Source organism: Oerskovia douganii, assembly GCF_015142735.1.
In the GTDB taxonomy this organism is placed as follows: domain Bacteria; phylum Actinomycetota; class Actinomycetes; order Actinomycetales; family Cellulomonadaceae; genus Oerskovia; species Oerskovia douganii.
In genome coordinates this window covers 1-18,699 of sequence record NZ_JACSPN010000043.1, presented here as the reverse complement: position 1 = coordinate 18,699, position 18,699 = coordinate 1, and the positions used below count along the sequence as shown (strand labels likewise).

General features: G+C 73.1%; 16 protein-coding genes. 9 read left to right on the top strand and 7 right to left on the bottom strand.

Going from position 1 to position 18,699, the window contains the following annotated elements:
- Positions 1-326: 326 nt before the first annotated feature.
- On the top strand, positions 327-1,136 hold the full coding sequence (locus H9623_RS18815) for an ABC transporter ATP-binding protein (protein WP_407671989.1): 810 nt from the start codon (positions 327-329) through the stop codon (positions 1,134-1,136).
- Positions 1,136-3,715 carry an ABC transporter permease gene (locus H9623_RS18810; RefSeq protein WP_193721534.1) on the top strand — a complete coding sequence of 860 codons (2,580 nt, stop codon included), beginning with the start codon at positions 1,136-1,138 and terminating at the stop codon, positions 3,713-3,715. Before H9623_RS18815 ends, H9623_RS18810 begins: the two co-directional genes overlap by 1 nt.
- Before the next feature lie 309 nt (positions 3,716-4,024).
- Here the strand turns inward: H9623_RS18810 and H9623_RS18805 are convergent, their stop codons facing one another.
- Positions 4,025-4,630 (bottom strand): GNAT family acetyltransferase, encoded by a 606-nt coding sequence (locus tag H9623_RS18805; RefSeq protein ID WP_193721533.1) that lies wholly within the window; start codon positions 4,628-4,630, stop codon positions 4,025-4,027.
- An 83-nt stretch (positions 4,631-4,713) separates the two neighbouring features.
- On the bottom strand, positions 4,714-6,246 hold the full coding sequence (locus tag H9623_RS18800; protein ID WP_193721532.1) for a helicase associated domain-containing protein: 1,533 nt from the start codon (positions 6,244-6,246) through the stop codon (positions 4,714-4,716).
- Positions 6,247-6,483: 237 nt separating this feature from the next.
- Here H9623_RS18800 and H9623_RS18795 point away from each other — a divergent pair, with 237 nt between their 5' ends.
- Positions 6,484-9,312: an AAA family ATPase gene (locus H9623_RS18795; protein ID WP_193721531.1), complete on the top strand. Its 2,829-nt coding sequence runs from the start codon at positions 6,484-6,486 to the stop codon at positions 9,310-9,312.
- Between the two features lie 34 nt (positions 9,313-9,346).
- Here the strand turns inward: H9623_RS18795 and H9623_RS18790 are convergent, their stop codons facing one another.
- Both H9623_RS18790 and H9623_RS18785 read right to left on the bottom strand, forming a co-directional pair.
- Positions 9,347-10,192, bottom strand: a complete 846-nt coding sequence (locus H9623_RS18790) for an alpha/beta hydrolase (RefSeq protein WP_193721530.1) — start codon at positions 10,190-10,192, stop codon at positions 9,347-9,349.
- A 250-nt stretch (positions 10,193-10,442) separates the two neighbouring features.
- The gene (locus tag H9623_RS18785) at positions 10,443-11,009 is read right to left on the bottom strand and encodes a flavodoxin domain-containing protein (RefSeq protein ID WP_193721529.1); all 567 of its coding nucleotides are present in this window, start codon (positions 11,007-11,009) and stop codon (positions 10,443-10,445) included.
- A gap of 433 nt (positions 11,010-11,442) precedes the next feature.
- On the opposite strand from H9623_RS18785, the gene H9623_RS18780 reads away from it, so the two are divergent.
- From H9623_RS18780 to H9623_RS18765, 4 genes are all read left to right on the top strand, one after another.
- Complete coding sequence (locus H9623_RS18780) at positions 11,443-12,189, top strand: lytic polysaccharide monooxygenase (RefSeq protein WP_227748920.1); 747 nt, start codon at positions 11,443-11,445, stop codon at positions 12,187-12,189.
- 258 nt (positions 12,190-12,447) lie between these two features.
- Positions 12,448-13,197, top strand: coding sequence for a lytic polysaccharide monooxygenase (locus H9623_RS18775; RefSeq protein ID WP_227748919.1), 750 nt, complete (start codon positions 12,448-12,450; stop codon positions 13,195-13,197).
- Positions 13,198-13,540: 343 nt separating this feature from the next.
- Positions 13,541-14,305, top strand: a complete 765-nt coding sequence (locus H9623_RS18770) for a type IV toxin-antitoxin system AbiEi family antitoxin domain-containing protein (RefSeq protein WP_193721526.1) — start codon at positions 13,541-13,543, stop codon at positions 14,303-14,305.
- The gene (locus H9623_RS18765) at positions 14,302-14,523 is read left to right on the top strand and encodes a hypothetical protein (protein ID WP_193721525.1); all 222 of its coding nucleotides are present in this window, start codon (positions 14,302-14,304) and stop codon (positions 14,521-14,523) included. The genes H9623_RS18770 and H9623_RS18765 overlap by 4 nt, the downstream gene beginning before the upstream one ends.
- A gap of 102 nt (positions 14,524-14,625) precedes the next feature.
- Here the strand turns inward: H9623_RS18765 and H9623_RS19725 are convergent, their stop codons facing one another.
- The gene (locus H9623_RS19725) at positions 14,626-14,994 is read right to left on the bottom strand and encodes an RNA-binding S4 domain-containing protein (RefSeq protein WP_227748918.1); all 369 of its coding nucleotides are present in this window, start codon (positions 14,992-14,994) and stop codon (positions 14,626-14,628) included.
- Positions 14,995-15,193: 199 nt separating this feature from the next.
- Between H9623_RS19725 and H9623_RS18755 the strand changes: the two genes are divergently transcribed.
- Together H9623_RS18755 and H9623_RS18750 are read left to right on the top strand one after the other, a co-directional pair.
- Complete coding sequence (locus tag H9623_RS18755; RefSeq protein ID WP_193721523.1) at positions 15,194-15,460, top strand: GlsB/YeaQ/YmgE family stress response membrane protein; 267 nt, start codon at positions 15,194-15,196, stop codon at positions 15,458-15,460.
- 114 nt (positions 15,461-15,574) lie between these two features.
- On the top strand, positions 15,575-16,711 hold the full coding sequence (locus H9623_RS18750; RefSeq protein ID WP_193721522.1) for a GNAT family N-acetyltransferase: 1,137 nt from the start codon (positions 15,575-15,577) through the stop codon (positions 16,709-16,711).
- A 102-nt stretch (positions 16,712-16,813) separates the two neighbouring features.
- On the opposite strand, the gene H9623_RS18745 is transcribed toward H9623_RS18750, so the two are convergent.
- Together H9623_RS18745 and H9623_RS18740 are read right to left on the bottom strand one after the other, a co-directional pair.
- Entirely contained in the window at positions 16,814-17,515 is a 702-nt protein-coding gene (locus H9623_RS18745) for a response regulator transcription factor (protein WP_321575551.1), read from the bottom strand.
- Positions 17,512-18,699, bottom strand: a 1,188-nt coding sequence (locus tag H9623_RS18740) for a sensor histidine kinase (RefSeq protein ID WP_227748917.1), incomplete at its 5' end; no start/stop codon positions are given. The genes H9623_RS18745 and H9623_RS18740, both read right to left, overlap by 4 nt.

Genomic DNA, 18,699 nt, shown 5'->3' with positions numbered 1-18,699 from the left:
AGGTACCTCCATCCTGCGGTTCAAGGCCTACCCCTCGCCTACGCCCCCACCTCCCGGCGTGTCACCAACGTCATGACACAGAACAACTAGCACCACCGTCGCCACGGCCCGGCCGGGCGTCCCTCTGGCGGCGTACCTCGGTCGGGTGACGCTCCCGGCCCACGTTCAGGGTTCTTTCAGGGAGATCCCCGATGCTCCGCCGCACCGGCCGCCGCCAGGATGGGGGCAGCGGCTCTGAGGCGACCGTGGGCGGTCGTCCACCGCGACACCTCGCTCGTCGGGTCGCCGCACGCACCGTGCCCCGCCCCTCGAGAGACGAGTCCGACATGCCCTCCCCGTCCCCTGCTCCGGCCCACGTCATGCCGGCGGCCGCCGGCGGCACGCCGCCCACCGGCGCCGAGACCATCGCGTCGGCGCGCGGCCTGGTCAAGACCTACGGCAAGGGCCCGACGGCGGTCCACGCGCTCGCGGGCGTCGACGTCGACTTCGGTCGCGGCCGCTTCACCGCGATCATGGGCCCGTCCGGCTCCGGCAAGTCCACGCTCATGCACTGCATGGCGGGCCTCGACACCCCGACGGCCGGCACCGTCGTCGTCGACGACCTGGTCGTCTCCTCGATGAACCAGCGCCAGCTCACGAAGCTGCGCCGCACCCAGCTCGGGTTCGTCTTCCAGTCGTTCAACCTCGTCCCGACGCTCACGGCCGAGGAGAACATCACCCTGCCCCTCGACATCGCGCGCAGGCCCGTGGACCGGGCGTACCTCGCGAAGGTGGTCGACGCCGTCGGGCTGTCGGACCGACTCAAGCACCGCCCGAGCGAGCTGTCCGGCGGGCAGCAGCAGCGCGTCGCGTGCGCGCGCGCCCTGGTCTCCAAGCCGTCGGTCGTGTTCGCGGACGAACCCACGGGGAACCTGGACTCGACGTCGTCGCGCGAGGTCCTGACGTTCCTGCGCGAGTCGGTCGACGACCTGGGCCAGTCGGTCGTCATGGTCACGCACGACCCCGTCGCGGCGAGCTACGCGCACCGCGTCCTGTTCCTCGCCGACGGGCGCATCGTCGACGAGATCCTCGACCCGACACCGGACTCCGTCCTGGCCGTCCTGGGCTCCCTCACGCGCAAGAAGGCGGCCGCCTGATGCTGCGCGTCGCCCTGCGCAACGTCCGGGCGCACCTCGTGCGTCTCGGGATGTCCATCCTCGCGGTCGTGCTCGGCGTCTCGTTCGTCGCGGGCACGTTCTCGCTGCGCGAGATGCTGTCCAGCACGTTCGACGGGATCGTCGACTCCTCGTCCGCCGACGTCCTGGTGCGCGGCGACGAGGACTCCTCCGCGCTCACCCAGGAGAACGCGAGCGCGGGCGCCGTCCGCAACGCCATCCCCGCCGGGCTCGTCGACACCATCGAGGCGGTCGACGGCGTCGCGCAGGCGTTCGCCGACTACACCGGTCCGCTCGTGCTCGTCGGCGCGGACGGCACCCCGCCGCCCACGACGGGGGCCCCGACGTTCGGCCTCGCCTACCAGGCCGCCGACCCGGCGACCCCGCTCACCCAGGGCGCGGCGCCGTCGGGCCCCGACGAGTTCCTGCTCGAGGCCGGCACGGCCGAGGCGAGCGGCCTCGAGGTCGGTGACACGACGACGATCGTCGTCGCGGGCGAGATCGCCGAGGCGACCCTCACCGGGATCGTCGACATGGGCGCCTCGATGGCCGGCGCGAGCATCGTCTTCTTCGACGAGGCGACGGCCGCCGCGGCGTTCGCCCCCGACGGCACCGTCTCCAGCATCACGGTCCTCGCCGAGGACGGCGTGGGCGAGCAGCGGCTGCGCGACGACGTCGCGGCAGCCATCGACGCCGCAGCCCCCGCGGAGGCCGTCGAGGTCATCACGGGTGAGGTCGCACGCGACGAGGCCCGGGAGGACATCTCGTCGATGCTCGGCTTCATCGAGACGTTCCTGCTCGTCTTCGCGGGCATCTCGCTGTTCGTCGGCGGGTTCATCATCGCGAACACGTTCGCCATGACCGTCCGCCAGCGCCAGCGCGAGTTCGCCCTGCTGCGCGCGGTGGGAGCCTCCCCGCTCCAGGTCTTCTCCTCGATCCTGGTCCAGGCCGCGATCATCGGCACGCTCGGCGGCGCGCTCGGCATCCTCGGCGGGCTGGGGCTCGTCACGGGGCTCAAGGCCGTGTTCGAGACGGTCGGCATGGACCTCGCGGGCGACATCCCCGTCAACGCGTCGATGATCGTGGTCTCGCTCGTGCTCGGCATCGTCGTGTCGGTCGCCTCCGCAGCCCTGCCGGCCCGTCGCGCGGCCCTCGTCGCCCCCGTCGAGGCCATGCGCGACGACGCCCCCGCCCAGGCCGGGTCGCTCCGGCTCCGCGGGATCATCGGGGCGGTCGTCGCAGGGGCCGGAGCCGGCGCCGTCGTCCTCGCCGTCGTCCAGGCCGCGGCCGACGACACCGCGAGCACCGGGGGCCTGCTCGGCCTCGGTGCGGTGCTCGTGGTCGCCGGGACCCTGGTCCTCGCCCCCGTCGTCGCACGCGCTGTCCTGCACGTCATGTCCGCGCCGTTCGTCGCCTGGGCCAAGCCCCTCGGGACGCTCGCGCGCGGCAACGTGACCCGCAACCCCCGCCGCACCGCGAGCACCGCGGGCGCGCTCATGATCGGCATGTCCCTCGTCGGCGCGGCCTCCGTCCTGGCCGCATCCATGCAGGCGTCGATGAAGAACATCGTGACGGAGGAGTCCCTCGCCGACCTGGTCGTGCAGTCCGCGACCGGCACGATCCCCTCGGGGGCCGTGGGCGACATCACCGGCCTGCCCGAGGTCGGCACGGCCGACTCCATGACGGCCGACCGGTACTTCGTCGGCGACTCGTCGGCCGACGCCGCCGACGCCGCACCGCTGTTCGTCCTCGGGGTCGACCCCGGGGTGTTCGGCCGGACCTGGCACACCGAGACCGTCGAGGGCAGCCTCGACACGCTCGCGGACGGGCAGGTCAGCGTCCTCGAGGCGACCGCGAACGACGAGGGCTGGGAGCTCGGCGACGAGCTCACGCTGCGCACACAGCTCGGCAGCACCGACGTCACGATCGGCTCGATCTTCGACTCGCCCGCCCTGGGCGTGCCCGTGATCGTCCCGGAGACGGTCTTCGCCGAGCTCTCCGCGGCCCCCTCCGAGATGTCGACCCTCGTCCTGGTCAACGCGGCCGACGGCGTGACCCAGGCCGAGCTCGACGAGGCCGTGACCGCCGCCGCCAAGCCGTACATGATCGTGTCCGTCATGGACAACGACGAGTTCATCTCGTCGCTCGCGAGCCAGGTGAACCAGATGCTCACGATCCTCTACGCGCTGCTGGGGCTCTCGATCGTCATCGCGGTCCTCGGCATCGTCAACACGCTCGCGCTGTCCGTGATCGAGCGGACGCGGGAGATCGGGCTCCTGCGCGCCGTCGGGCTGGGACGCTCCCAGCTCGCCGGGACCATCGTCATCGAGTCGGTCCTCACGGCCGTGTTCGGGACCGTGCTGGGACTCGTGGTGGGGGTCGGCCTCGCGGCCGGCATGCCGACCGTGTTCGCGAGCACGGGCTTCACCGACCTCGTGATCCCCTGGACCGGGCTCGGGACCATGGTGGGCATCGCGGTGCTCGTCGGGGTGCTCGCCGCCGGGTGGCCCGCGCTGCGCGCCGCACGGCTCCCCGTGCTCGACGCCGTCACGGTCGACTGACGACCGGTCGGCAGACGCGCGACGACCGGCTGCCGACCGCTGCAGGCCGCGTACGCCGGTCGCTCCCCCGGGAGCGGCCGGCGTGCGTGTTCCCGGCGTCCTCCCGCCCGGGTGCCGACCACCCGTGCGGTGCGGTCGTCCCGTGCCGATCCTGCCCACCGACCGTGACCCCCGCCTGACCACCGTGCGCCGGGGCGGGACGCTCAGCGACGGCGGAGCGCGATCTGCTGGGGCGTGTTCGACGACCGACCGCGGTCCGGTCGGCGGCCGGCTCCTGGGCCCGCGGGGACCAGCCGTCAAGGCAGGCCGTCAGCCCAGGGTGCCGCTGCTGGTCGCCGAGGCGCCGACCGGCCCGCCCGTGGACACCCAGGAGCCCAGGGGCTGCTCGGGCACGTCCTCGTCGGTCTCCTCGGTCCCGCAGACCACGAGGCCGCGGGCCCGGTAGTTCGCGAGAGCCGCAGGCCCGTCGAGCGAGCACGTGTGCACCCAGACGCGCACGACCGGAGGCAGGTCGGACCGTCCCGGCACCGACCAAGCGGCCGAGATGCCGTGCTCGAGCAGGAGACCACCCAGCCCCCGCCCGATCGCCTGCTCCGCGAGGCCGAGGTAGCGGATCTCGACGTGCGTCCCGTCGTCGGCCACGACCGGCTGCAGGTGGACGTATCCCCACGGCCCGTCCTCGCCGTGGAGGACCCAGAGCTCCGTGCCCGGCACCGCGAGCTCGGCCTCCCACCGGTCGCGCGTCCAGCCGAGCCGGTCCGTCCAGAACCACGGCCCGCCGACCAGGCCGTACAGGAACCGCGCGTACTCGGGACGGATGCCGACGGCCCGTTCGAGGCGGACCCCGTCGGGCACGGCCCGCGGGGCGACGTCAGGGGGCCGGAGCATCTGCAGCGTCGTGGTGATGACCTTCACGGACGTCAACCCTAGGCCGTGCCGCCGTCGCCCCTCACCCGCCCCGGCGACCCGCGCGACGTCGCCCCGGACGATCCGGCGGACTACGCCGCGAGCGCCAACGGGTCCCAGACGAACCCCAGCGCGTCGAGCGCTGCGGTGCGCTCGGGACTGAGCCGGCCGGTGACCCCTTCGCTGCGTCGGCTGCGCACCCAACGCCCGAGGCGGAACCCGTCGTCGCACCGGTACCGGATGGGGACGCGGGCATGGCCGTGCACCTCGACGTACCGGGTCAGGGCGTCCACGCCCTGGCGCCACAGCTGGTCGTTGTCGCGCACCCGCCACACGAAGCCGACGCGGTCGAGCACCTCGACGCGACCGGGCTCGAGCAGCCCCTTGGCGTGCCGCGCCCGGGTGTACGCGACCCAGGCGCCCAGCCTCCTGCCGTCAGGGCTCCGGTAGGCCGCCGGGACGCGGCAGTGCTCGTGCTCGGCGCGGAAGGCCTCGAGCGCCCCGACCCAGGCCCGGAAGGCCTCGTCGTCCGTGCCGCGCGACGCGCCTGCCCGAGGCGAGGCGACCCACTCGAAGCCCAGGGCCTCGAGCTGGTCGATGCGCTCCGCACGCAGCAGCCCGTGGCGGTGCTCCCACCGGCGGCGCGCGACCCAGGCACCGAGACGGGTCCCGTCGGGCGCGACGTGGTCACCGGGCACGCGGGCGTGACCGTGCTCCTCGACGTACCGGGTGAGGAGCTCGACGCCGCGCCGCCACCTGCCGTCGCCGTCCGGCACGTGCCAGACGAAACCGATCCCGTCGAGCTGCGTGATCCGGTCCTGCGAGAGCTCGCCCGCGCGTCGGGCCGCGCGCTGGCTCGCGACCCAGTGACCCAGGCGGGTGCCGTCGTCGCACTCGAACGTGGTCGAGATGCCCGGGCCGTTCCTCGCGACGTACCGCGTCAGGCAGGCCAGGTGCGCGTCCCAGTCCTGCGCGTCCGGGACCCGCGGGAGGTCCAGGCCGAGGTCCCGCAGCTCGTCCTCCTGCGCTGGCGACAGCCGACCGGCACGCTGTTCGCGGCGCACCCGGGCCACCCAGCCCGACAGGTCGAACCCGTCGCTCGTGCGGTACGCGTCCGGCACCTGGCCGTGGCCGTGCTCGGCGACGAACTCCGCGAACGCGCGGTGGCTGCGCCCCTTGGACACCGTGAGGGGAGCCGTCCAGTCCATCCCGGCCGCCTCGAGGTCCGCCACCTGCTGGTCGGTGAGGTCCCCTGCCGCCCGACGCCGGCGCATGCGCCCGACCCAGGTGCCGAGCCCGAACCCGTCGGCCGTCTCGAAGTAGTAGGGGACGCGGGTGTGCCCGTGCTCGTCCCTGAACGCGGCCAGCCGGCCCACGTTGCGCTGCCACTCCTTGACGGGCCGGCGCACCTCGAACTCGAACCCGGCCTCGCTCAACGCCCGGAACCGCTCGTCCTTCAGGGTCCCCAGGGCGTGCTCGCGGCGCTGCACCTTGACCCACGTCCCGAGCGTGAAGCCGTCGGGGACGGTCCGGTGGCCCACGGGGACCCGCGAGTGCCCGTGCGCGGCGACGAAGCGCAGGAGGTGGTCGTGCCCCTGCCACCAGCGGTCCTCGTAGCGTCCCATGTGCGTCCTCCTCCCCGTCGAGCCCGGCCCGGACGGCCGATCACCGGGAAAGACGCACCGGGGGCGCCCTTGTGACGGAAAGGACCGGAGGATCCTGAAGTTCATCCGCTGACACGACGGCCCCGGTTCCCGATGACGCGACCCGTCCCAGCCGATAAGGTCCGGCTGAGGGTCGCACCGGCCCCCACCGTGCCGTGGAACGAGCCCTCCGGTGGGGCTCGAGGGATGCGGGGTGCCATGTCCTCCTCCGACGTGCTGATCGGTCGCGAGCCCGAGCGGACCCTCCTCGCCGACGTCCTGGCCGACGCCCGCCGCGGGACGAGCCGGGTCCTGGTCCTGCGGGGCGAGCCCGGCACGGGCAAGAGCACGCTGCTCGGGCGGACGGCCGCCGCAGCCCAGGGCTTCACGGTCCTGCGCCTGGCAGGTGCCGAGACCGAGGCCGACCTCCCCTTCGCCGCGATCCAGCGCGCCCTGCTCCCCTGGGCGGCGCGTGTCGAGACCCTGCCCGCCCCCCAGGCGAACGCCCTGCGCGTGGCGCTCGGGACGTCGTCGGGCCCGGCCCCGGACAGGTTCCTCGTGAGCCTCGCCGTGCTCTCCCTCCTGGCCGACCTGTCCGCCGACGCCCCCACCCTGGTCCTCGCCGACGACGCGCAGTGGCTCGACCGCGAGTCGCTCGACGCCCTCGCGTTCGTCGGACGCCGCCTGCGGGCCGAGCGGGTCGCCGCGCTCCTGGCGGTGCGGACCGGGACCCCGGGCCAGGCCGCGGTCGCCGACCTGCCGACCCTCGAGCTGACCGGGCTCGCGCGCGACGAGGCCCTCGCACTGCTGCGCGCACGCGTGGGCACGGCCCTCGACCCGCACGTGGCGGACTCGATCGTCACCGCCACGGGCGGCAACCCCCTCGCACTGCTCGACCTGAGCGGCGAGCTCAGCGCGTCCCAGCTCGCGGGCGGCGCGGTGCTCGCCGCCCCGCTGCCCGTCGGCAGCCACCTGGAGGAGCACTACCAGCGCCTGACGCAGGCGTACGAGCCCACGACCCGCCGTTGGCTCCTCCTCGCCGCGGCCGAGCCCGACGGCGACAGCACCTACGTCGCAGCAGCGGCCTCCGCACTGGGGCTGCCCGACGACGCCTGCGCCCCACCCGAGCGCGACCGCCTCGTCACGGTCGACGGCCCGGTCGTGTTCCGCCACCCCCTCGTCCGGTCCGCCGTCTACCGCGGGGCGACCAGCGGCGAGCGCCGCGCGGCCCACGCGGCGCTCGCGGCCGTGACCGACCGCGCGGAGGACGTCGACCTGCGCGCCTGGCACCTGTCGTCCGCGACGACCGGACCGGACGAGGAGGCCGCCGCTGCCCTCGTGGCGGGAGCCGGGCGAGCCCACGCGCGCGGCGGCTACGCGGCGCGCGCGGCGCTCCTCGCACGGGCGGTCGAGCTCACCCCACCGGGAGCCCGCCGGGACGAGCGGATCGTCTCGGCCGCCGAGGCCGCGTCCCACGCCGGGTCCCCGGTCCGGGCCCTGACCCTGCTGGAGGGGGTCGACGGCTCGACGCTCGCCCCCACCGTGCTCGCACGGAGCCTCATGGCGCGGGCCGTGGCGCGCAAGTACGCGGGGGCGGCGCGCGCGGCGGCCGAGAGCCCCGGCCTCTTCCTGCGTGCCGCCCGCGCCCTGCGGGACACGGAACCGGCCGCCGCGCAGGACGCCCTGCTCGCCGCGTTCGGCGAGATCCTCGCCGCCGAGTCGTCCGCGGGAGACGGCGTCCTCGAGGATCTCGCCCGGGAGGCCCGCGTCCTGGCCGGCCCAGCCGGCGCCGGGCGCACGGGCGCGGCACCCGCGCACGCGCCCACGGCGCTCACCCCGACGCTGCTGACCGCCCTGGCGGCACTCGCGACGACCCCCGACGCGCGCTGCGTCCCGGCGCTGCGGGCCGCGGTCGACGCCATGCGCACCCCGGGCGCGACGACGTCGGAGACCTTCCGGCGCCACGGCCTCCTCGCGGTCGCCGTCACGACAGGTCTGTGGGACGACGCCGCCCGGGACGAGCTGCTGCGGCAGGCCGCCGCGCAGGCGCGCGCCGCGGGCGCCCTCCCGACCCTCGACTCCGCGTTGTGGGTCCTGTCGCTGTGCGAGACCGTCATGGGGCGGCTGGGCTCGGCCGAGCGCCTGCTGGCCGAGGTCCACGAGCTCCGCGAGGCCGTGGGGTTGAGCCCCGAGCAGGCCCGCGTGTTCGCCAACGTCGAGCTGCTCGCGTGGCGCGGCCCGGACTCGCGGGCGCTGCGCGACCGGATCGACGGCGCCGAACAGGCCGCGGCGCACCTCGGGATCGGCGGGGCCGTCAGCCTGGCCCGGACGGCGCGCGCGCTGCTCGACCTCGCCGCGGGCGACCACGCCGCAGCCTTCGACGGTCTGTCCGTCGTCGCACGGGAGGGGTTCATGCAGGTCGGGACGCGCGTCCTGCCTGACCTCGTGGAGGCCGCACGGCGCAGCGGCCACGACGACGTCGCTCTCTCCGCGCTGGACCGCCTCGCCGCCGTCACCCTCGCGAGCGGCGCCCCATGGGGCCTGGGCGTCCTGTCCCGCTCGCGCGCGCTGGTCGCCCCCGAGGGCGAGGCCGACGCCCACTTCCGCGCCGCCGTCGGGCACCTGTCACGGACGCGGTCGGTCGCGGACCTCGCCCGGACGCACCTCCTGCACGGTGAGTGGCTGCGGCGCAGGCGCCGACGGCGTGAGGCCGCCGACGCGCTCTCGACCGCGCTCGACCTGTTCGAGGGCATGGGCGCCGCACCCTTCGCGGCGCGCGCACGCCGCGAGCTGAGCGCCGTCACCGGACGGGCACCGACGCCGCGCGACCGCCCGACGACGGGACTCACCGCGCAGGAGCAGGCCGTGGTCGAGATCGCGGCCACGGGCGCGACCAACGCGGAGATCGCGGCGCACCTGTTCATCAGCACGCACACCGTGCACTACCACCTGCGCAAGGCGTTCCGGAAGCTCGGTGTCACGTCCCGGCGTCAGCTCGCGCACGCGCTCCGCCCGCCCGACGGCGGCGGCACGCCTGTCCCGCGGTAGGCACGCCCGGCAGTCGGTCCCGACGGTCCCCGGCTCAGGCCGGCTCGTCCGCTCCCTGGGGCGCCCGGGCGTGCGCGACCGCCCATTCCAGGGCGGCGTCGGCGACGGCCTCCCAGCCGGGCTCGGCGCACGTCCAGTGGGACCTGCCCGCGAAGTCGCGGACCTCGGTCAGCGCGGGCGACCGGTGGTACCTGTGCGCGTTCGAGTGGTTCACGGACGGCGGCATGATGTGGTCCTCACCGCCCGTCACGAACAGGAGCGGCGCCCGGTCGGCGTCGTAGTCGACCCACGTCTCCTGCTTGCCCGGCTTGAAGTTCGCGATCAGCCCGTAGGCCCACACCCAGCTCCCCGGAGCAGGGATGTGGTACCGGTCGTAGACCTCGCGCGACTCCTCCGCCGTGAGCGTGTTGGTGAACGCGTAGTGGAACTGCTCGGGCGTGAACCCCGCCGCGCGGTGGGCCTTGGCGGGGTTGTTGAGGATCGGGAAGAGCGACCTGATCTGCGAGGGCGGGTTGACGCGCACGCCCTCGGTCGGGGCGGCGTCGATCACGACGGCCGAGGCCCCCAGCCCGCGGGCCAGCAGCAGCTGGGTCAGGGTGCCGCCGAACGAGTGGCCCATGATGATCGGGGGCCGGTCGAGGCCCTCGACGACGCCCGCGAGGTGGTCGACCGTCTCGGGGACGGTGAGCCGCGCGATGACGTCGGGGTTCTCGCGCAGCGCCTCGACCTCGATCTCGAACCCCGGGTACCCGGGCGTGAGCACGCGGAACCCCTTGGCCTCGTAGTGCGGGACCCAGTGCTCCCAGGAGCGCGGCGTCATCCACAGCCCGTGGACGAGGACCACGGTGTCGGGGGCGGTCGGCGGGGCGGTGTCGCTCATGATGCACTCCAGAGGCCGTCGGGATCGTCCCCCCACGGTCCTTCGTCCGCGGCGGACGTCGCATCACCCGCTCCGGGTAGTCCCGGGCGCTCCCGGTCCCTCGCGGCGGCGTCCCGCGGCGCGGCGCCGCTCCACGCGCGTCGTGCGGCGCGGCGCGTGTGTCACCCGTGGTGCGTCGCCGTGCCGTACCTCCGCGGCCGAGCCCGTCTTCCCCGTCCGTGCTCGACCGCGGTCCTCGACCCCGCCCTCGTCAGGCGGCGACCAGAGCCTGTGCGCGCAGGGCTGCGGCGATCTTCTCGCCCCAGACGTACGCCCCCTCGAGGTGTCCGTCAACCAGGGGCCCGGCCGCGTCCTCGACGAGGAACGACCGGAGCGGCACGAGCATCTCGTAGCCCTTGCGCGTGATGATGCGGGCGGCCGCACGAGAGGCCGAGCTGGGGATCGCACGCCCGAGCGCGGTGCGGGTGTCGAACGTCGTGACCCAGCGGGGGCCGTGCTCGTCCGCACGGTCCTGCAGCGCGACGCACCACTCGCGCAGGCCGACGTTGCGCGCGGGCACCGTCCCGCCCGAGCGCTGGACGGCCTCGGCACGGGTGCCGGGACGGCTCATGGACATGGAGTGCGTGGGGCCACCGGCGACCACGAGCGCGACGTCGTCCAGGATCGACGGGTCCGCCACCGCGTCCGCGACGTCCACCACCTTGACGGGAACCCCCGTCGCCATGCCGGCGGCGATCTGGCGGGCGACCTTCTCGCAGTTCCCGAACATCGACTCGAAGACGACGGCAGCACTCATGTTCTCTTCGTGGTTCGACATGCCTCCAGCCTCCCCGAGAACGGCTCTCGCGAGCCACGGACGACGGTCCCGGGGGCGTGGGACTTTCGTCCTCCGGGCCACCGGCGCCGGGGCGGCCCGCGGTCGCGCGGGGAACGTTCGGCGGGCGAGGGGCCCGCGAGCCTGTTATGGGCAGATCTGTCCGTATAGGGGTTCTCCACACGATTCTGCGTGAGCCTCCTCTCACCTGCCTCTCATCTGCCCGCCGGCGCCGCCCGCCAGGCGCACCAGGACGCCATTTTTCTGCGCTTCCGCGAGCACATACGTGATTACCCTTATGCCGCGTCGCTGTTTGAAGACTCAACGACCCCTGGCTTAGCGTCGCAGCGTTCTGGTCGAGGTGGACCCGAGGCCGCTGCGTCTCGTCGTCCACCACAACGAAAGCGAGATGCAGATGAGACGACTACGTGCGGCAATGATCGCCGCCGTGCTCGGCGCGACCGCCATTGTTGCCCCCGTGGTGCTGGCGCCCGCCGCCTCCGCACACGGGTGGATCACCTCCCCGCCGAGCCGTCAGGACAACTGCGCCACGGGCGCGACGTCCTTCGACTGCGGCAGCATCAAGTTCGAGCCGCAGAGCGTCGAGGCCGCCAAGGGATCGATGCAGTGCAGCGGGGGCAGCGGCTACGCCATCCTCGACGACAACAGCAAGCCCTGGCCGCGCACCTCGGTCGCTTCCTCCGTGAAGTTCCAGTGGAAGCTGACGGCCAACCACGCCACGACGACGTGGGAGTACTTCGTCGACGGCAAGCTCCACCAGACGTTCAGCTCGGGTGGCGCCCAGCCCGCGAAGGACATCTCCCACACGCTGACCAACCTGCCTGCCGGCGACCACACGGTCCTCGCGCGCTGGAACGTCGCTGACACCCCGATGGCGTTCTACAACTGCGTCGACCTCACCGTCACCGGTGGTGGCACGACCGGTGGCACCACGGGCGGCACGACCGGCGGCACCACGGGCGGCACGACCGGCGGCACCACGGGCGGCACGACCGGCGGCGCCCAGTGCTCTGCCGGGGCGTGGGACACGGCCGTCGCCTACACGGGCGGCGCCAAGGTCTCCCTGAACGGCCAGCTGTTCGAGGCCAAGTGGTGGACCAAGGGTGAGAAGCCCGACGCCACCGCGCAGTGGGGCCCCTGGAAGAGCCTCGGCGCCTGCTGAGGACCGCTTGACGCGTGACGCACGACCGGTGACGCCGGGTCGGGGAATTCCCCGGCCCGGCGTCATCTTTTCTTCATTCCGGTCCCACATTTGCAGCCGATACGTAGTCCCCCCTACGTGCTTCACCGGATTGTGCATCCCGATTTCGTTGCATAGCGTCGAACTTGTCCGATTCGACATGTGTAGGTCGCCCGGCAATGGGGCCCTACCGACTGCCATGGAGAGCGAGAAGAAAAGATGAGACGACTACGCGCGGCAATGATTGCCGCCGTCCTCGGGGTGGCCGCGATCGCCGCCCCCATCGTCGTGGCCCCCGCCGCGTCGGCCCACGGGTGGATCACGTCGCCGCCCAGCAGGCAGGACAACTGTGCGACCGGAGCCACGTCCTTCGACTGCGGTGGCGTCAAGTACGAGCCGCAGAGCGTCGAGGCCCCCAAGGGATCGATGCAGTGTTCGGGCGGCAGCGGGTTCTCGATCCTCGACGACAACAGCAAGCCCTGGCCGCGCAAGAGCGTCGGCAGCTCGGTGACGTTCCAGTGGAAGCTCACGGCCGCGCACAACACGAGCACGTGGGAGTACTTCGTCGACGGCAAGCTGCACCAGACGTTCAGCCAGGGCGGCGCACAGCCCCCGAGCAACATCTCGCACACGCTGACCAACCTGCCCTCGGGCAACCACACGATCCTGGCCCGCTGGAACGTGTCCAACACCGTCAACGCCTTCTACAACTGCGTGGACCTCACGGTCAACGGCGGTGGCACGACCGGCGGGACGACGGGCGGCACCACGGGCGGCACGACCGGCGGGACGACGGGTGGCACGACCGGCGGCACCACGGGCGGCACCGGGGTCTGCACTGCCCCCGCCTGGGCGGCCGGCTCGGTCTACACGGGCGGCAACCGCGTCTCGTACAACAACAAGACGTACGAGGCCAAGTGGTGGAACACCGGGGAGAACCCCGGCACGAGCGGACAGTGGGGCGCGTGGAAGGATCTCGGCGCCTGCTGACCTGACCACCGATCGACCGGCCCGCAGGAGAGCGGGCTGATCGACACCGCACCAGAACCGCGCCCGGGTCACCTGTTCCACCAGGAGGCCCGGGCGTCGTGCTGCGCGGCACTCCCTCCGTCAGACGGGTGGTCCGGTCCCAGACGGGCGCCCACGTCATGGCCCGAGACACCCGTCTCGTGCGCGACCACCCGTCTCGCGCCGCTCGGCCCGGCACCCCGTGCACCCGCCCACCGGCGACCCCAGCCGCCGCAACGCGCGAAGCCCGACCACAGGGCGACCGCTGTCCACAGCCCGGCGCGAGCGGCGCCGTCGGGCCGGCGGGGCGGGCACCATCGCGGCCATGACGACCTCGCTCCCCGACCACCTGGTCTCGCTCGCCTCCCGCCCGGGCGGCGTGGTCCTGGCCGCCCAGCTCCCACGGCCGCTCCTGCGCACCGCGCTGTCGCAGGGCCTGCTCGAGAAGGTCCGCCGCGGCGCCTACCGCCTGAGGTCCTCGGACGAGCCCGCCGTCGGCCACGCGCTCGACCGGCTCCGGGCCGTCGCCCACGTCGAGGCCGTGTCACGCCAGCTGCGCAGCCCCTTCGTCCTGAGCCAGGACAGCGCGGCCCTCGTGTGGGACCTGCCGCTGTGGCGATCCCCTGATCGCGTGCACGTCGTGCAGCGCCACCGTCCAGGAGCCCCCGGAGAAGGTGCGGACCTGGTGCGGCACCAGTCGCTGCTCGGCCCGACCGACACCGCCGTGCGCCTCGGCTACCCCGTGACGTCCTTCGCCCGCACGGTCGTCGACTGCGCACGGACGCTGCCCGCGCTCGACGGGCTCGTGGTCGTCGACGCCGCCCTCCGCCGTGGTCTGCGGGTCGAGCACCTGCACGCCTCCTCGACCGGGTCGGGGACGGGCGAGGGACCGCGCGGGCACGAGCGCTCGTGGCGCTCGGCACCCCAGGGGCGGAGTCACCCGGCGAGTCGGCGGTCCGGTTCCACGTGCTGCGTCGTGGCCTGCCCGTGCCGGCCACGCAGGTCCCGGTCGCCACCCGGCTCGGGACGTTCCGGTCCGACCTGGGCTGGCCGCGGTGGCGGGCCCTGGTCGAGTTCGACGGGTTCGTGAAGTACTCGACGCTCGCCCAGGGCGACCCTGCGAAGGTCCTCTTCGAGGAGAAGCGGCGGCAGGAGAGCATCGAGGAGGAGGGGTGGCGGGTGCTGCGCGTGACCATGAAGGACCTCGGCGACGGCGCGGAGCTCGTCCGGCGGGTGCTGCGGCTGGTCCCACCGGGGCTCACGGTCGGGCTCGAGCGGCGGCCGCACCTGTGGTTCGGTGCGGTCTGAGCCGCGAGACGGGTGGTCCGGTCCCAGACGGGCGCCCACGTCAGGGCCCCAGACACCCGTCTCGTGCGCGACCACCCGTCTCGCGCCGCTCGCCAGGGCCAGTCAGACCGGTGGCAGGTCCCGGCCCCGCAGCTTGTCGATCTCGCGCCGCTCCCGCTTGGTCGGCCGCCCCGCACCGCGGTCGCGCACGGGCACGAACGGCACGGCCTCGCGCGGCAGCACGGGCGGGCTGTGGTCGACGTACGCCTTCGCGGCCTCGGGCGCACCGACCCGCTTGGCGAGCAGCTCGACGACCTCCACGACCCGCTCGCGGTCGCCCCCGCGGTAGGTCACGGTGCTGCCGACCTTGAGCGTCGCGGACGGCTTGACGCGCACCCCGTCGACCTTGACGTGGCCCGCGCGGCACGCGGCCGTCGCGACCGAACGGCTCTTGGTCAGGCGGACCGCCCAGAGCCAGCTGTCGACCCGCATGCTCACTTCCCTTCCCGACGTCGGACCACCCCAGCGTAGGCTGCGCGCGTCGCGCTGCGGTCCGGTGCGCGGATCGCCCCCTATGGGCGTGCACGTCCCGTGCGAGCGTGCCACGGTGGTACCGACCGGCGACGGCGCCGGTCCGGCCCCGACCCTGTCGTCGTCGGCCGTCGGGCTCGTCCGACGAACGGAGTGGACCATGTGGTTTCTGTCGTGGATCGTGATCGGACTCATCATGGGGGCCATCGCCCGCGCCATCATGCCGGGCAGGGCAGCAGGCGGGTGGGTCGTGACCCTGATCATCGGTGTCGTCGGGGCGTTCGTCGGCGGGTTCATCGGCCGGGCGTTCGGCTCGGACCCCAACCAGGAGTTCTGGTCCTTCTCGACCTGGTTCTGGGCGTTCATCGGCTCGCTCGTGGTCCTGCTGATCTGGGGCCTCATCGCGGGCCGGAGGTCGAACGCCTGACCCACGCTGCGCCGTCGGGCGCTCCGAGGGACGCGGCCCAGGAGACCGGGCCGCGCCCCCGTCACGCCCCGAAAACCCGTGGACCGCTCGCGCCTCGCGCGAGATTCTGAGGACATGAGCCAGCCCCCCACCGAGTCGACGCCGACCTGGCGGATCGTCGAGGCCCCGCACCCCACCGACCTCGACTCCCCCGACGCGTGGGCCTACCTCGGCATCGCCCAGGTCGAGGCCGAGGTCACGACCGAGATCCACGGCTACGACGACCTCGCCGACGAGGCACGCGACGTCCTCGCGGGGATGGACAGCCAGGAGTACACGACCAAGCAGCGCTTCGTCGCGGTCCGCACGGACGCCCCCGAGACCCCGGGACCGCAGGACGTGCTCGGCCACCTGGCCGTCGCGCTGCCGACCAGCAGCAACACGCACCTGGGCGAGCTGTCCGTGCAGGTCCGCCCCGCGCACCGACGCCACGGGATCGGGAGCGCACTGTGGGAGACGGGCGAGCAGGTCCTCGTCGACGCGGGCAGGACCGTCCTGTTCACCGACACCCAGCACGGCACCGAGCCGCCGCCCGGACCAGGCGCCCTCGAGGCGCGCACGGGCGCCGGGCGCGTCCCGGCCGACGATCCCGGCCCACGGTTCGTCCGCAGCAAGGGGTACGTCCTGGAGCAGGTCGAGCGGCACTCGATCCTGCCGCTGCCCGTCGACCCCGGTGCGCTCGACCGCCTGCGCGCGCAGGCCCTGGCCGCCGCCGGACCCGACCACCGCACGCACGTCTGGGAGGACGACGTCCCCGAGCAGTGGCGCGAGCAGGTCGGGACGCTGTTCACGCGCATGAGCACCGACGCCCCCCTGGGCGACATCGACTTCCGCGAGGACCCGTGGGACGCACGGCGCGTGGGCGTCTGGGTCGAGGAGCTGCGCGCCAAGGGCCACGGCCTGCTCATGACGGTCGCCGAGCACGTGCCGTCGGGCACGCTCGCCGCGTTCTCGGTCCTGGACTACCCCGAGGACCGCCCCGCGTTCGCCTACCAGGAGGACACCCTGGTCCTGCGAGAGCACCGCGGGCGCCGGCTCGGGATGCTCGTCAAGGTCGTGAACCTCGACGAGCTCGCCGTGCGCCGGCCCACGACCGAACGCATCCACACCTGGAACGCCGAGGAGAACGACCACATGCTCGCGATCAACATCGACCTGGGCTTCACGCCCGCCGGCGGGTACGCCGGCTGGCAGAAGCGGGTGGGCGCGTGAGCGGCCCGACGGCGTAGCGCGTCCTGCGCGTGCCCGTCCCGGACCCGCTCGACTCCCCCGAGGCGCAGGGCGTGCACGGGACGGTCCGCGCGGGCGCCGGGCTCAACGATGCTCGAACCAGGCGAGGATGGCTCTCACCCGCCGGTTGTCCTGGTCGGGCGAGAAACCGAGCTTGAGGAAGATGTTGGACACGTGCTTGCTGACGGCGGCACCGGAGAGACGGAGCTCACGAGAGATCTCCGTGTTCGAGTGTCCCTCGGCCATGAGCATCAGCACCTCACGCTCGCGATCGGTGAGACGCGACAGCGGACTGTCCTGCTTGCTTGCCCCGGTGGCGTGCTTGACGACTTCCGGGTCGATGACCACACCGCCAGCGGCAACGGTGTCGAGTGCGCGGAGGAAGTCCGTGACGCGCCCGACCTTCTCCTTGAGGAGGTAGCCGACCCCACCGTCCGCTCCGGGCCCGCTGAGGAGCTCGCGCACGTAGGGGCCGACGACGTAGGCCGAGAGAATCAGCAGCGGCAGGTCACGGTGCCGTGACCGCAGCTCGAGCGCCGCCCGCAACCCGTCGTCGGTGTTACCTGGTGGCATGCGCACATCGGTGATCACGATGTCGGGTGCGTCGCCTGTGCGCGCGAGGTCGTCGATCACGGCAACCAGCTCGGTGGCATCCTCGCACTCACGTGCCACCTCGTGGCCGTTCGCGGTGAGGATCTCGCGGATCCCCGCTCGCATGAGTGTCGTGTCGTCAGCCAGAACGACCCTCATGCGCCCTTCTTCCTGCCTGTCTGCGTCATGCGTCACCAGGGCGGTTCAGCCGGCACAGCAGCTGCGACGATCGTACCTTCGCCGGCCGGGCTGGAGACCTCGAGCTTCCCTCCCACGCTCCGGACGCGTTCCATCAGGCCGGCAAGCCCTGTTCCGGCACCGACCTCCGCACCACCCTTGCCTGAGTCCGCTACGCGAAGCCGGACACCTGTGTGGTCGCAACGGAGCTCGATCACGGCCTGGTCCGTACCAGCGTGCTTGACGATGTTCGTCAGGGCTTCGGAGATCGTGAAGTAGGCGGCGGCCGCTGCAGGGGCGGAGAGCAAGGCGTCGTCTCCTGACGCGTCGAGCTCGATGCGCAGTGGCGACCGTGCGGCGAGCTCCCCCACGGCTGCGGTGAGACCCAGGTCGGTCAGCTCCCGAGGGTGGATGTCACGCACCGTCTGCCGGAGCCTGGCGAGAGCCTGTTCGGCGTGTTCACGCGCCTGGGTCGCCTGACTCATCACGGCGGGCGCCTCGGTCGACGCAGCGGCCGCCTCGAGCATCCCCAGGCGCATGATCACGGCCACCAGCTCCTGCTGGGCACCGTCGTGCAGGTCGCGCTCGATGCGCTGTCGTTCGAGCTCGAATGCACGGGTCAGTGATGCCCGGCTGCTGCGCAGCTCATCGACCTTGGCGACGAGGTCAGGATCCTGCTCACGCGAGAAGGCCGTGCGCAGGGCGTCACGCAGGAGTGAGATTCCCGTCAGGAGCGCGAGTGCCGCGCACCCGAGGAGCACTCCTGCTGGGGCTGCGAGAATCGCGTGCGTCATTGACTGCGGAATGAACGGGCCCATCTGAGCCGCGATGCCGAACGACCAGAAGAGCGGCTCGAGAACGAGCACCAGGCCGCCTGCGAAACCCCAGAAACTGATCCACAACGACGCGGCACTCAAGACGATCGCGCACAGGTAGACCGGTATGTCCGTGCTCCACAGAGAACGCGTACGCAAACGGTTCTTCACCCATGAGCGCCAGGTAGCGGTGGACGGCTTCAGGGGAAAGCTCGGCTCGCCACAGGCCTGGGCTCTGAGTGATCTTATCTTCAGAGCGCAACCCTCGTTCATTCTTCGGCTTTCCGGCCATCCGTAGCGGTTCAAACATACGCTCAGAGGCGTTCTCACCAGGCGCGGTGATGTGATCGGCGCGACGGCGCGCTGACCTGCAGGTTCGTTCGGTCG

What these genes read in the sequence shown, in the direction of transcription:
- H9623_RS18770 (WP_193721526.1), top strand. Translation starts at nt 13,541, where the DNA reads ATGACGACCTCGCTCCCCGACCACCTGGTCTCGCTCGCCTCCCGCCCG.
- H9623_RS18790 (WP_193721530.1), bottom strand. Translation starts at nt 10,192, where the DNA reads ATGAGCGACACCGCCCCGCCGACCGCCCCCGACACCGTGGTCCTCGTC.
- H9623_RS18815 (WP_407671989.1), top strand. Translation starts at nt 327, where the DNA reads ATGCCCTCCCCGTCCCCTGCTCCGGCCCACGTCATGCCGGCGGCCGCC.
- H9623_RS18800 (WP_193721532.1), bottom strand. Translation starts at nt 6,246, where the DNA reads ATGGGACGCTACGAGGACCGCTGGTGGCAGGGGCACGACCACCTCCTG.
- H9623_RS18775 (WP_227748919.1), top strand. Translation starts at nt 12,448, where the DNA reads ATGATTGCCGCCGTCCTCGGGGTGGCCGCGATCGCCGCCCCCATCGTC.
- H9623_RS18750 (WP_193721522.1), top strand. Translation starts at nt 15,575, where the DNA reads ATGAGCCAGCCCCCCACCGAGTCGACGCCGACCTGGCGGATCGTCGAG.
- H9623_RS18785 (WP_193721529.1), bottom strand. Translation starts at nt 11,009, where the DNA reads ATGTCGAACCACGAAGAGAACATGAGTGCTGCCGTCGTCTTCGAGTCG.
- H9623_RS18755 (WP_193721523.1), top strand. Translation starts at nt 15,194, where the DNA reads ATGTGGTTTCTGTCGTGGATCGTGATCGGACTCATCATGGGGGCCATC.
- H9623_RS19725 (WP_227748918.1), bottom strand. Translation starts at nt 14,994, where the DNA reads ATGCGGGTCGACAGCTGGCTCTGGGCGGTCCGCCTGACCAAGAGCCGT.
- H9623_RS18810 (WP_193721534.1), top strand. Translation starts at nt 1,136, where the DNA reads ATGCTGCGCGTCGCCCTGCGCAACGTCCGGGCGCACCTCGTGCGTCTC.
- H9623_RS18795 (WP_193721531.1), top strand. Translation starts at nt 6,484, where the DNA reads ATGTCCTCCTCCGACGTGCTGATCGGTCGCGAGCCCGAGCGGACCCTC.
- H9623_RS18780 (WP_227748920.1), top strand. Translation starts at nt 11,443, where the DNA reads ATGATCGCCGCCGTGCTCGGCGCGACCGCCATTGTTGCCCCCGTGGTG.